Genomic DNA, 13,670 nt, shown 5'->3' on the forward strand with positions numbered 1-13,670 from the left:
GATATTTGTGCTATCGATTACCATGATTCCCTCCTTTGCAGAAAACAATATGATAGTATTGGTTATGAAAAACCTCAGTGAAAACGGCGGTTATAATAATAAACATTATAACATTTTTTTATATTTCCTTATGAAGCATCAATCTGTTCATTTCAGCAAATACGTTCATGTCATACGATTCCCGAATGGAAATGAGCACACCGGCGAGTTATGAAAACAATGAACAGAAAAAAGAACATATCATGCCGGGGCGATATTCGAAGAAATACCATAATAGATAATCATATGAGCACTTTTTGATAATATCCGGTTATTGAACAGCAATAAACATAATAGTACGATAAAAATCAATAGAATTTTGTTATGACACAAAAATAATTAAAATATTATTGACTTTATGTGCAAATAATACATATACTATAGCAACTTCAGATGTAATGCCGTATGCCGCTCAATGCTGTTTTTATGTAAATTACTTTTAAAATTACAGTATGGTCGCCGCCGACCTTATCAACAGAGTGTCTTTACAGGATTATCGGCCGCTATGCATGTCGAGTTTATGAGCGTTTTTTTTATTTTTACTGAAGCTGTCAGATAAACTCAATAAATACAATAATAAATACACAATATTATCTCCGGAACAATAATGAAAACTACTCCTTTACATGAATGGCATGTATCGCATGGTGCATACATGACTGAATTCGGCGGATACCTTATGCCTTTATGGTATCCGGCCGGAGCGAAACGTGAACACCTCGCCGTGCTTACGAATGCCGGTATCTTCGATACGAGCCATATGTCGGTTATCCTGGTTTATGGCCCCGATGCCTTTTGTCAGCTTCAGCGGTGTTTCACAAAAGACCTCGATGCCTGTATCGGGAAAATGAAAACACCGCTAGTTCCCGGACGGTGCACGAACGGAATTTTTCTGGATGAAGATGGTTCGGTTGTCGATGACGGCGTTCTCTATCAGATGGATCGAGATTTTTATTGCGCCGCTGTCAATGCGGGAATGGGCGAGCTTGTGACGAACCACCTTAAAAAACATTGCCGGGGATGTAACGTGACCATTACCGATCTTTCCGACCGTATCGGTAAAATCGATATACAAGGAATCCGTTCGGTTGCCGTCATGAAGCAGATTATAGTCGATGCCGATCGGGTGTTTGACGGTATGGTGTACTATTCTTCGAGGGGTTATTTCGATGAGAGCTCTCCCTATTCGGAAGGTGTCAAGCTCGTTGACGGGTCGTCTGTTATGCTGTCACGGTCGGGGTATACCGGCGAATTCGGATTTGAACTGTATGTTGAACCGTCACGCCTCGTGAGAGTATGGGAGATGATTCTGAAAGCCGGGGAACAACACGGTCTGATATCCTGCGGTTTTGCGGCCCGCGATTCGCTGAGGGCGGGCGCCGGATTGCCGCTTTCCCACCAGGACATCGGGCATTGGCCGTTTCTCCGTAATCCCTGGATTTTTGCACTTCCCTACAATTCGGACAGAACAGGCTTTACAAAGGATTTTATCGGGAGAAAAGCCCTGGAAAATGTACATGATGTGCCATATACCTGTCCCTTTACCGGATATGACCTGCGCAAAGTCTCCGCACATGAACCCCAGGCGGATGTAATCGACCGTCACGGGAAAAAAATCGGCGTGGTTCTCTCATGTGTGACCGATATGGGTATCGACCGTCACGGGGACAGGATATTCAGCATTGTAAGCCCCGACAGGCCGGAGGGATTTGTTCCCCGCGGCTTGAGCTGCGGTTTTGTCAGGGTGTCTGAGCCGGTTCAGGTCGGAGATGAGGTTATCCTCAGGGACACCAAGAGAGAGATCAGGGTTTCGATAGCTACGAGTATACGGCCGGATCGTACGGCGCGCCTTCCCATGAAAACCATGCTCGAATTGAGCAGGAATCTCTCTCGGGAATCATGAGATTACGGATGCGGTATATTATGACGGACTGAATCCATCTGGCCAATACCCGCAATTGCTCAAAAAGGCTTATATTTCATCATATCTCAGAGTATCCCAACAATTGGGGAGGTGGTTCATGACCGATCAGACGATCAAAACCATGGGCCAGCAGTTCGGCCGTCGCTCGTGGGCGGAACCGTGGAAAATCAAGATGGTTGAACCCATCGCCATGAAAACCCGCGAAGAACGTCACCGTGCTCTCATCGAAGCCGGGTACAACACCTTTCTCCTCCGTTCCGAAGACGTCTACATCGATCTGCTGACCGACAGCGGCACGAGCGCCATGAGCGACCGTCAGTGGGCCGGTATCATGCTCGGAGATGAGGCGTATGCCGGAAGCCGTAATTTCTATCATCTCGATGAAGCTGTTCAGAAGTATTACGGATACCGCTATGTCGTACCCACTCATCAGGGCAGGGGCGCCGAACATCTCATAAGCCAGGCGCTGATAAAACCGGCGACCTATATACCCGGCAACATGTATTTCACCACCACACGGCTCCATCAGGAACTGGCGGGCGGCACCTTTATCGATGTCATCATCGACGAGGCGCACGACCCTGCGAGCCATCATCCCTTTAAAGGCAATGTAGACCTCGATAAGCTTGAGTCGCTGATCGGACGGATTGGAGCCGAAAACATCCCGTATGTAAGCCTCGCCGGCACGGTGAACATGGCCGGCGGTCAGCCCATAAGCATGGCGAATCTGAAAGAGGTTCGCGAGCTCTGCAGCCGTTTCGGCGTCCCTATCTATCTGGATGCCACGAGGATGGTCGAAAATGCCTTTTTCATCCAGGAACGTGAGGAAGGCTATGAAAACACTCCCATCGCCGCCATTCTCAGGGAGTTCTGCAGTTACACCGACGGCGCGTGGATGAGTTCAAAGAAGGATCACATGGTCAACATCGGCGGCTGGCTCGCGGTCAATGACAGCGATCTTTTCGACGAGCTCCGCAATCTGGTTGTGGTCTACGAGGGACTCCACACATACGGCGGGATGGCCGGACGCGATATGGAAGCGCTTGCCATCGGCATCACCGAGGCGGTGCAGGATGACCATGTGCGTTCACGGGTTGAACAGGTACGGTATCTCGGCAACCTGCTCATGAACTGGGGAATCCCCATCGTCCAGCCGGTCGGCGGGCATGCGGTTTTTCTCGATGCAAAGAGTATCTACCCGCATATTCCGCAGGATCAGTTCCCGGCTCAGACTCTCGCAGCCGGACTGTATCTGGATTCCGGTGTCCGGTCGATGGAACGGGGCATTGTCAGCGCCGGCCGTGACCCCGAAACCGGCGAACACCGTTTCCCCAAACTGGAGCTTGTTCGCCTGACAATTCCGCGGCGGGTTTACACACAGGCGCACATGGATGTAGTGGCTGAGGCTGTCAAGTATGTCTACGATTCCCGTGAGCAGATGAAGGGATTACGAATGGTTTACGAACCCAGATTCCTGCGCTTTTTCCAGGCGCGTTTCGAGCCGGTCGGGTAAAAGTTTAAAAAAAGGCATAAGGCATAAGGCACAAGAGACTGGTTTCTGGTTAAAAAAAGCAACAGATAAACAGGAACTTATAAACAATAAACCATAAACCAGAGATCAGAGACCTTGAATCTTGAACCATAAACCATAAACCAGAGACTATTAACTATAGTATTAATGGGGGATTGTTATGAGAGATATTGATGAACTGTCGATTCCGGATGATCGCCGTTATTCCGATGACCATGAATGGGCGCTTCCCGCACAAGACAGGGTCAGGGTCGGCATCAGTGATTTTGCGCAGAATCAGCTCGGTGATATCGTGTATGTCGAGCTTCCCGGAATCGGCGCGACATTCGGTTACAACGAAAGTTTCGGCACAGTCGAATCGGTCAAGGCGGTGTCCGATCTCCTCATGCCGGTCGCCGGTGAGGTTATCGCGGTGAATCCGGCGCTCGCCGGGTCACCGCAGCTCGTAAATGAACGTCCCTATGACGAGGGGTGGATGGTGGAAGTCAAACCCGATGATCCCGGCGATACGGACAGGCTCATGAATGCCGCAGACTACAAAAAAATGCTGAAAGGACTGGACTGAATGCGTTATCTGCCTCATACGGAGGACAGCATAGCCACCATGCTGGAATCGGTGGGTGCGAAAACGCTCGATGACCTGTTCTCGCATCTGCCCGGTGACTGTGTCATGAAGGGGCCGCTCAACCTTCCGGCGGCGATGAACGAGTGGGAGTTGAACCGTCACATGGATGCTCTTGCCTCGACAATGTGCGCCATGCCGGATTGCACGGCCTTTCTCGGAGCCGGGTGCTACGAGCATTATGTTCCGACGGTGGTTTCGAATCTTTTAGGGCGCTCTGAGTTTCTGACCGCGTATACTCCCTACCAGCCCGAGGTGAGCCAGGGTACGCTCCAGGGAATCTACGAGTACCAGACGCTTGTATGCAGGCTCCTCGGCATGGAGGTTGCCAACGCTTCCATGTACGACGGTGCATCGGCGCTCGCAGAAGCGGTGCTCATGGCGTTCCGCATCACCCGCAAGAGGAAGGTGGCTCTCTCAAGGGCCGTTCACCCTTTATACCGTGATGTTGTAAAAACCTACCTTACCCCGCTCGGTTTCGAGATTGTCGAAATTCCCTTCGGCGAGGACGGGAGAACCGACCTGGCTGCCATACAGAATACATCCGACCTTGCTGCGGTCGCAGTCCAGTCGCCGAATTTCTTCGGTTGTGTGGAGGACCTTACGGGGATTTCCGGCCATGCGCACCGTAACGGGGCTCTCAGTGTCGTGTCGTTCACCGAGCCGATTGCGTACGGACTCCTTAAAAATCCCGGTTCCCAGGGAGCCGATATCGTCTGCGGTGAAGGAAGAAGCCTCGGTCTTACCCAGTCGTTCGGCGGAGTCTCGCTCGGCATGTTCGCCGCGAAGATGGATTATGCGCGGTCCATGCCAGGAAGGCTGGTCGGGAAGACTGTCGACAAAAACGGCAGGCGCGGATTTGTGATCACCCTCTCCACAAGGGAGCAGCACATCCGCCGTGAAAAGGCGACCTCCAACATCTGCTCCAACCAGAGCCTGTGCGCGCTGGGAGCCGCGATGTACATGGCGTGTCTCGGCAGGACAGGACTCCGTGACCTTGCTCGGATCAACTACAACAAGGCGCAATACTTCAGGGAACTCCTGAACAAGGCGGGCTTCGAAACCCGGTTTGAAAGCCCGGTATTCAATGAATTCGTTGTCCGCGCGCCCCGTAGTTTCGAGCAGGCCTACAACCGGCTCGCCGAACGCAAAATTGTGGCGGGACTGCCGCTCGCGGAGTACTATCCCGAACTGGAAGGCTGTTATCTCATGTGTGTCACCGAGACGAAAACAAAGGACGATATCGACGGTTTCGTGAAGGAGGTGAAAGCATGCCTGAATCGATAGGAACGACCGGGCTTATATTCAACGAGCCGCTCCTCTGGGAAAAAAGCAGCCGCGGAAGATGCGGATTCTCCCTTCCGGCGAACGATACGGGCGATTACCCCGTCGATCCCGGTCTTGCGGGCGAAGCACCCGATATGCCGGAACTGAGCGAATGTGATGTCGTGCGGCACTATACGAGGCTCTCGCAGTGGAATTTCGGAGTCGATTCGGGAATGTACCCTCTCGGATCGTGCACCATGAAGTACAATCCGAAGCTGAACGAACGTCAGGCGAATCTCCCCGGATTCACCGGAGCGCACCCCCTGCTGCCACCGGGACTATCACAGGGTCTGCTCAGGCTCATGTACGATATGGAACGATTCCTGGCCGAAATAAACGGCATGGATGCGGTGTCGTTACAGCCTGCGGCCGGCGCTCATGGCGAGCTCACGGGTGTCATGCTTATCAATGCCTGCCATAAAAGCAGGGGCGAACACCGTACGAAATTCATCGTTCCCGACACGGCGCACGGCACCAATCCGGCAAGTATTGCACTCTGTGGATTCAAACCCGTCGCCCTGGCATCCGGAGAAAAGGGTATCCTCACCCCGGAATCGGTAAAAGCGATCATGGACGAGGATGTGGCCGGAATCATGGTTACCAACCCGAACACCCTCGGGCTGTTCGAGGAAAATATCAGGGAAATCGCGGAGATCGTCCATGCGAAAGGCGGGCAGGTGTACTGCGACGGCGCCAATCTCAACGCGCTCATGGGAATCGTCCGCATGGGTGAAATCGGCGTCGATGTCATGCATGTCAACCTCCATAAGACGTTCTCATCACCGCACGGCGGCGGCGGACCGGGTTCCGGCCCCGTCTGCGTGAAAAAGCATCTCGAACCGTTTCTTCCGGTACCGCGCATCGAAAAAAACGGAGATGCATATGCATTTTCATACGATCATCCCCGGTCTGTCGGGAAGCTCCACGCCTTTTATGGCAATGTGGGTGTGATCATCAGGGCGTACAGCTACATTCTGAGCATGGGGCCGGAGAACCTCAGGAAGGCGAGCCAGCTTGCCGTCCTGAATGCCAATTACCTCAAGGAAAATCTCAGGGGCATATTCCACCTGCCCTATGACAGGCCCTGCATGCACGAGTGCGTTTTCAGCGACCGGAAGCAGGAAAAAAACGGAGTGTCGACACTCGATATCGCGAAACGGCTTATCGATTACGGGTTCCATCCGCCGACCATCTATTTCCCGCTTGTGGTCAAGGGAGCACTCATGATCGAGCCGACCGAGACGGAATCGAAGGAAACCCTCGATGCGTTTGTCGAGATATGCACGGTTATAGCCCGTGAGGCCGAGGAAAATCCCGAACTCCTCCACGAAGCCCCGACCCGGAGCAAGGTGAGACGGCTCGATGAGGTTTTTGCCGCCCGTAATCTGTGCCTTAAGGGATAGAAAAAAGTGGTAAAGTGGTAAAGTGGCAGAGTGGCAGAGAGACAGAGAGACAGAGAGACAAAGTGGCAGAGAGACAGAGAGACAGAGAGACAGAAGGGCAAAGTGATAAAGGGACAAGGAGGCAAAGAGAACATGTGGTTTGCCATAGCTCTTGTTTTGTTTACGGGAGTATCGGCTGTTCATGCTGCCGACACTCAGGTAATCCGGCTGACCGTGCTCAACAGCATGGAGCGTGTCGGCCAGGACCGGAAGGTATCCGGCTCTCCCGAAGCGGCGATCAAAGCGGCCAGAAACGAAGCGGAATCCTTTCAGGTTGTCGTTGAGGCGCCGCAGGAAAATATCAGGGTCGTAAAAGCCGAAATCTCCGATCTTACCGGGCCGGGCGGCTCACGGATCGGGAAAGATGCTGTCAAACTGTACCGTGAGGAGCTTGTCCGTGTGCGGAAATCGACCCCTCACGCCGATCTTCCTCCGGGATTGTACGATGACCCCCTCGTTCCGTTCATCGATCCACTGACCGGGCAGCCGATCGAGCCGCTGAGCCAGTTCAGGGAACGCTGGGGTGCTCCGATAGTCACAAAAGGGTATGAGATGTATGCCCTTCCGTTCGATGTATTCAAAGGGCAAAACCAGCCGATCTGGGGCGATGTCTCCATTCCCGGAGATGCGGCTGCCGGAGTCTATAAAGGAACATTCACCGTAACCACGGACGGCGATGTTTCCGCTGCCGTGCCGGTCACGGTCACCGTGTGGGATTTCACGCTTCCCGACGGGCCGACGCACCGGAACCATTTCGGGAATTTCGGGAATATCACACGGTTTTTCGGTGTCGAGCGTGATTCCGACCGGTTCAGGGCTATCGAGATGCGGTACTGCGAGGAGATGGCCGCCCACCGTATCAACCCGCCGATTCCCCGGAGCCTCCTGCCCGAGGTCAACGAGGACGGCTCGCTGACCATTCTCCCCGACCGTCACAAAGCGCTTAAGGAGTTCATGATCAGGCTCCATGTAACCGATTTCGAGATTCCGCGGGCTCCGTTCAAGGACCCGACAACGACGAACCGTGACAAGACAATCAGGTATGTGAAGGATTATTACCGGTATCTCAGGGAAAACGGATGGGAGAAAAACGCATATTACTATATGCATGACGAGCCGAACCTCGCCGAGAATTACCAGCTCGTGAGCGATTACGGTAAGCTTGTGCACGACGCCGCTCCCGGAATGCGGTGCCTCGTGGTGGAACAGACCTATACTCAGGACCCATCATGGCCCGACATCGATGCGGCAGTGGACATCTGGTGTCCTCTCTGGTCGTTCATCGACCGAAAGTCTATCGATGAAAAAATCGCCCACGGCGACGAGGTCTGGTCATATACCGCCCTCGCCCAACGGACGCCCCGGTATCATCCGGAGTATGAAAAATTCAAGGATTATGATCCACCCTACTGGCACATCGACCGTCCGCTCGCCGTATACCGTGTTCCGACATGGATCAACTGGCAGTATCATATCACCGGGCTGTTGTACTGGTCGACAGTCACCGTGGTGCTCGATCCGTGGAACAATCCCGCTTTCTCGCATTTCGGGACGCACTGGAACGGCGGCGGATACCTGTTTTACCCGGGAGTACCGTGCGGTATCGACGGGCCGGTTCCGTGCATGCGGCTGAAAAATCTCCGTGACGGTATGGAAGACTATGAATACTTTGTCATACTCGAAAAGCTGGCCGGCCGGGATACGGTGACGGACATCGTCAATTCGGTGGCGCCGGACTGGTGGGAATTCTCGAAATCTCCCGATGTGATTCTCGCCGCCCGTGAGAAAATCGCCGGGGAGATAGTGAAACGTAAGCGCTGAAAAGACAGGCACACGGGCCAATTTTGTCTTTGTGACAGCCGTATCGGAAATAAAAAATACATATCTGGTTTAAATTGCTTTTCATCCCGCTCCGCCCGGAATTCACGGGACAGCGGCAGAGTGAGGGTTATAAATACGGGGGTATGCAATGGGTAGAAACGCGGCTTATCTTCTAGTGTTATTGTTCGTTTTTTCCGGATGTTCCACAGAGGATCCTCCTTTCAGTTTTGTCACCTCGAACATGAGAATTGTTAAGCCCGGAACAAACGGCAGCGAAACCGAACTCCTGAGAATGAAACCCATGGACCTCAATAAAGCATTTGATATCAATGTAAAAAAAAAATGGGAAAAAGTTCAGGATACATCATGGCTGCTCAACATCGAGGGTAAAGATCCCGCAACGAAGGTGCGAACCACATACCTTTTTACCCTCACCCCCGACCCTTTTCTCAAGTTCGATGCAGTCATCCGGAAGGTTGTCATAAACGGCAAAGAACTGGATGAACATGAAGTTGCGGATATCATGCGCAAACTTGACAGAGCATACTTTACACAGAAATAATCGTTCCCGGAATTTGTTTACTCCTCAGGTACCGATCTTTTAAAACAATGATAACCACTCTCCCATGAGTTTGTGCGGTTACCCGGGAATCAGTTACTGTTTGAATGTGCGTAGTCGTTAGCTGTAAATGGCTACCTTTATCCTCGCTGCGGTATCCTCGATATATTTTTTCGCACCCGCGTACTGATCGTCCGGAATGTGTTCGATGAGGAGCGTCCGCGGCGAGCTGAGACGGCTGAGGCCCGCGAGATAGGTCTCGTAATCGAGAATGCCCTTTCCCGGCGCAACCTCGGTGATATACGCCGACATTTTATCGGGCAGGATATAGGTGTCTTTGGCATGTGCGGCGATGATATTGTCGCCGAGCAGCTCGAAACATTCCCCGATGAGCTCCGTATTTCTGAAATAAACGCCGAGATGCATCATGTTGACCGGGTCGAGACAGACCTTGAGCCGTGGGCTGGCCACGTCCTCGATGAGCCGGAGATGCGCCTTCGGGTTGTTCATGCTCGTCATGTTGACAGCCTCGATTCCGAACGCCACCTTCATGCCCGAGGTGTCGCTGAGAAGCTGCTTTATGACGCTCACCTGAAGCTTCCATGTCTCCCATGTCCAGTTGTCTTTGTGGGGCGAGATAGGCACTTCGGCGCTGCATGTGCCTGTATGGGTTGTCACCATCGGGCATCCAACCCGTTCGGCCGCTTCGCACTGTTTGATGACATACTCGTGGTTTTTTTTGCGCTCGGCAAGGTCGGGATGGATGTTGTTCGTGTAGGTATGCATGTCGAAAAAGGTGACATCGTACGTTTTAAGCGCATCCTTGAGCTCTTTTATCTCGGAATCGGGCGCCGTAAGCCATGGCGATGGCCGTCCCCCCGCATTGCCGGACGAATAACCCTGGTCGCGGATTCTTTTGACCATATCGGTGATGCTTATGTCCTTCGGGTAATCGAGCGTGGTTGTGCTCGACCACGAAGCGAGACGGATCGGGGTTTTTCCGGGAGTCAGGGTGCGTTTGAGACCGGCCGGCGGGCTCCAGGGCGTTAAAAAAGGCGGATTGGATCCTTCCTGTGCTGTTTTTTTCTGCGCCAATGCTGAATTTGCGGCTGCTATAAGAACTCCCGCCGAAGCTGCTCCCGCTCCGAGGGCTGTCCGTCTCGTCATGTCTTTCATGTGTGATCTCCTGTCAGAACATCAGATTATTTCAAGATATTATTAGCCACGGATTTACACGGATAACACGGATAAGTACTATAAAAAAACATCAGGAATATCCGAATAAATAATATATTGTAAGAATCCTTTGAAATAATTATTGGTAACATACTCGACTGTCTGATATAATGTTTTCATCCCTCTTCTGTTTACGGGAGAGGGAACGAGGGTGAGGGTAAAATTCTATGAAATGCAGTAACTTTTGCTTATCCTTGACTCTTCTCCCCTTTTATTTCAAGCCTGCCGGTAAATTTTTACTCCGACCTTCGCCGCGGTATCCTCGATGAATTTTTTCGCCTGCGGGTACTGCTCCGTCGGGAGGAACTCGAGAAGAAGCGGTCTGGTATATTTGAGACGGCTCAGGTTGACGAGATACGTTTCATAATCCATCGTGCCCGTGCCGGGAATGACCCATTTGAACGCCGGCAGCATATCGGGAAGCCAGAGCACATCCTTTGCATGGGCGTAGAGGATGTCCTCACCGAGGAGACCGAAACACTCGTTGATAAGCTCGGTTGTCCGGTAATAGTCATTCGTATTGAGCATGTTCGTCGGATCGAGCGTAACCTTGACACGGGGGTCGCCGACATCCTCCCTGAGCCTGACATGCGCTTTCGGGTTGTTGATGTTGCAGGGGTTGAGCGCCTCGACTCCGAGATTGACCTTGCTGCCCGCCGTATCCTTGATTATCTGCCTGATGGCTTTCACCGAATCGTCCCACGTCTCCTTCGTCCAGTTGTCGCGGTGTGGTTTCGTCGGGCTGTCGTCACGGCTCCCCGTGTGCGTCACCACGAAGGAGAGACCGAGCCGCTCGGCAGCCTGTACCATCTCGGCGACACGCTTGATGTTTTTCTGACGTTCCGAGAGGTCGGGATGAATGTTGTTGATACAGATATGGAGCGCATAGAACCAGACATCATGGGTTTTGAGGGCATCATGGAGCTCGCGGATTTCCGAATCGGACGCCTGTTTCCATTCATCGTTTCCCTCGCCCGCGGTATAGCCCATATCGCGAATCTGCTTGATATTATCCCCGATCTTCCCGTCTTTGGAATAGTGGATGCCGTACGATGTGCAGCTCAGACGGATGGGAGTCGATCCGGGTTTAAGGTCGCGTTTCACCGTTGCAGGCGGACTCCATGGGGTGAGGAAATCATCGCCCCATGTTTTTTCGAGCGAATACGCTTCGGCTTTCGAGCCGGTTGTCCCGGTCAGTATGCCCGCTGATGCGGCGCCGGCTGCGAGGGCTTTCCGTCGTGTCATGGTATTTTTCATGGATTCGGTCTCCTTTGTCAAACCTGTGGTTTTTCAGATTACTCCGTATGCAGGCGTGCTCTGTATAATAATAGTTCGCCGACTTTCCTGTGACAAGAAATATTCAGGGTTGTATCCGTTTATCATTTTTTATTGCATACGGGTCACAAAAAAATCAACCACAAAGACACGAAGGCACAAAGGTATATTATTTTATACTATTATTAACAATTAACCACAATGATTCACAAAAAAGTATTTACCTGTAATCAAATCCTCTTATCTGACTTTTTCACTCCTGCAAAGTTATGGACTTAATTCAGATTTATGAATTAATCCGTATGAGTTAATATCAGCAAAAATTTTCTCATTATTTTTCAAATTTTGTGATCTGCATCACATTTTATATCATTACCTACCCGTATACTAGTACCCATAATTACGATGAACATTATACTAGAGATTTAAGGGCTTTATTATCATTATTATTAATTTTAAGTGCCATTAGCCTGCACGAATATATCATATATTCCCGTTATAAATGAGGTTTATTGCGGAAAAGTTCCGTCAAATATGTAAAAACCATCAAAAATGGGGATAAAATCATGAAAAAACGTTTATTCTGTGCATTTATTATTGCAGTATGCCTGTTCGCCATATCGGCAGCCGGGGACGAACGCTTGAAACAGTTTACGACGGCGGACGGTCTCCCGGCCAACGAAGTACGGGCGATTGCCGAGGATGCGAACGGCGCGCTGTGGTTCGGAACCGACGGCGGCGGTGTGGCGCGTTATGACGGTGCGAGTTGGACCGTGTATGGTGAAAAGGACGGGCTGGTCAACAACGAGGCGCGGGAACTGGCTTTCGATAAGGATGGCGTCCTCTGGGTCGGAACACCGAGAGGCGTGTCGAGCTTCGACGGCGTGAAGTGGAATACATACACAACAGAAAACAGCGGACTGGCGAGCAACTATGTGATTTCGCTTGCGGTTGATGCAAAGAACAATAAGTGGTTTGGGACAATCGACAAGGGTGTATCGATCTTTGACGGGTCGTCATGGAAAACATTGACCGAAAAGGACGGTCTTGCTGGCAACCGTGTCAGCGCAATAACATTCGATATTAACAGTAATATCTGGCTGGGAACACACAATGGCCTATCACGTTATGATGGTGCCGCATGGAAAACATTCACAAAGGGAAAAGATGGACTTGGATGCGATGTTATCCTGTCTCTTGCGTTCGATAAACAAGGTATACTGTGGTGTGGAACCGGTGATGGCGTTTCGAGTTTCGATGGAACCACATGGACAGTCTATTCGGCCCGGACACGGCATAATATACTGGATGACCGAAGTATTTTTTCTGTGTCTGTCGATGAAAATGATGTAAAATGGTTCGGATCGATTATCGGTATCTGGCGCTACGATGGGGAGACATGGCAGAGCTATTCACGCCGTGAGAGCGGACTTGAAAAAGACACTTACGTGCGTGCCATTCTTACCGATAATACAGGAAAAAAATGGATCGGAACCCGTGATGCCCTGACAACGGTTTCACTGCAGGGAACGCCGAGATTACAGAAAGCGGCAATTCCGAAACAACTGGTGATATTCAATAACTATCCCAACCCCTTCAACCCCTCGACAACCATCGAGTTCGTTATCCCTGAAAGTGGCTCTGTCATGGTCGACATCTACACCATAACGGGTCAGAAGATACGATGCCTTCTTTCGGAGACACTGCCAGCCGGGAAACATGCGGTAGTGTGGGATGGTAAAAATGAAGCAGGGTCGGCAGTATCTTCAGGTGTGTATTTCGTGCGTCTTGAGGCTGGAAAGGAATTTCTGAGCCACAGAATAACGCTGATGAAATAACCCAAAATAAATCTTATAAAATGACTGTATTACAAATAAGGAGTGGAAAAATGAGAC

General features: G+C 51.4%; 11 protein-coding genes. 9 read left to right on the forward strand and 2 right to left on the reverse strand.

Annotated elements, in window-relative coordinates; genetic code table 11:
• The 8 genes from LLG96_01600 to LLG96_01635 form a co-directional block, all read left to right on the forward strand.
• Positions 1-214, forward strand: a 214-nt coding sequence (locus LLG96_01600) for a hypothetical protein (protein MCE5248894.1), incomplete at its 5' end; no start/stop codon positions are given.
• A 432-nt stretch (positions 215-646) separates the two neighbouring features.
• Positions 647-1,942 carry an aminomethyl transferase family protein gene (locus LLG96_01605; protein ID MCE5248895.1) on the forward strand — a complete coding sequence of 432 codons (1,296 nt, stop codon included), beginning with the start codon at positions 647-649 and terminating at the stop codon, positions 1,940-1,942.
• A 118-nt stretch (positions 1,943-2,060) separates the two neighbouring features.
• Entirely contained in the window at positions 2,061-3,476 is a 1,416-nt protein-coding gene (locus tag LLG96_01610; GenBank protein MCE5248896.1) for a tyrosine phenol-lyase, read from the forward strand.
• A 178-nt stretch (positions 3,477-3,654) separates the two neighbouring features.
• Entirely contained in the window at positions 3,655-4,059 is a 405-nt protein-coding gene (gcvH, locus tag LLG96_01615) for a glycine cleavage system protein GcvH (GenBank protein MCE5248897.1), read from the forward strand.
• Positions 4,060-5,403, forward strand: coding sequence for an aminomethyl-transferring glycine dehydrogenase subunit GcvPA (gene gcvPA / locus LLG96_01620; protein ID MCE5248898.1), 1,344 nt, complete (start codon positions 4,060-4,062; stop codon positions 5,401-5,403).
• Positions 5,388-6,845 carry an aminomethyl-transferring glycine dehydrogenase subunit GcvPB gene (gene gcvPB, locus LLG96_01625; GenBank protein MCE5248899.1) on the forward strand — a complete coding sequence of 486 codons (1,458 nt, stop codon included), beginning with the start codon at positions 5,388-5,390 and terminating at the stop codon, positions 6,843-6,845. The genes gcvPA and gcvPB overlap by 16 nt, the downstream gene beginning before the upstream one ends.
• A gap of 30 nt (positions 6,846-6,875) precedes the next feature.
• Positions 6,876-8,705 (forward strand): DUF4091 domain-containing protein, encoded by a 1,830-nt coding sequence (locus LLG96_01630; protein MCE5248900.1) that lies wholly within the window; start codon positions 6,876-6,878, stop codon positions 8,703-8,705.
• A gap of 148 nt (positions 8,706-8,853) precedes the next feature.
• A complete protein-coding gene (locus tag LLG96_01635; protein MCE5248901.1) occupies positions 8,854-9,267 on the forward strand; it encodes a hypothetical protein in 414 nt (137 codons plus the stop codon).
• A 117-nt stretch (positions 9,268-9,384) separates the two neighbouring features.
• Here LLG96_01635 and LLG96_01640 read toward each other — a convergent pair whose 3' ends face one another.
• Together LLG96_01640 and LLG96_01645 are read right to left on the reverse strand one after the other, a co-directional pair.
• A complete protein-coding gene (locus LLG96_01640; protein MCE5248902.1) occupies positions 9,385-10,440 on the reverse strand; it encodes a sugar phosphate isomerase/epimerase in 1,056 nt (351 codons plus the stop codon).
• 276 nt (positions 10,441-10,716) lie between these two features.
• Positions 10,717-11,757 carry a sugar phosphate isomerase/epimerase gene (locus tag LLG96_01645; protein MCE5248903.1) on the reverse strand — a complete coding sequence of 347 codons (1,041 nt, stop codon included), beginning with the start codon at positions 11,755-11,757 and terminating at the stop codon, positions 10,717-10,719.
• Positions 11,758-12,341: 584 nt separating this feature from the next.
• On the opposite strand from LLG96_01645, the gene LLG96_01650 reads away from it, so the two are divergent.
• On the forward strand, positions 12,342-13,613 hold the full coding sequence (locus LLG96_01650) for a T9SS type A sorting domain-containing protein (GenBank protein MCE5248904.1): 1,272 nt from the start codon (positions 12,342-12,344) through the stop codon (positions 13,611-13,613).
• Positions 13,614-13,670: the final 57 nt, after the last annotated feature.

The sequence above is a fragment of the bacterium genome (genome assembly GCA_021372535.1).
Lineage (GTDB): Bacteria > Latescibacterota > Latescibacteria > Latescibacterales > Latescibacteraceae > JAFGMP01.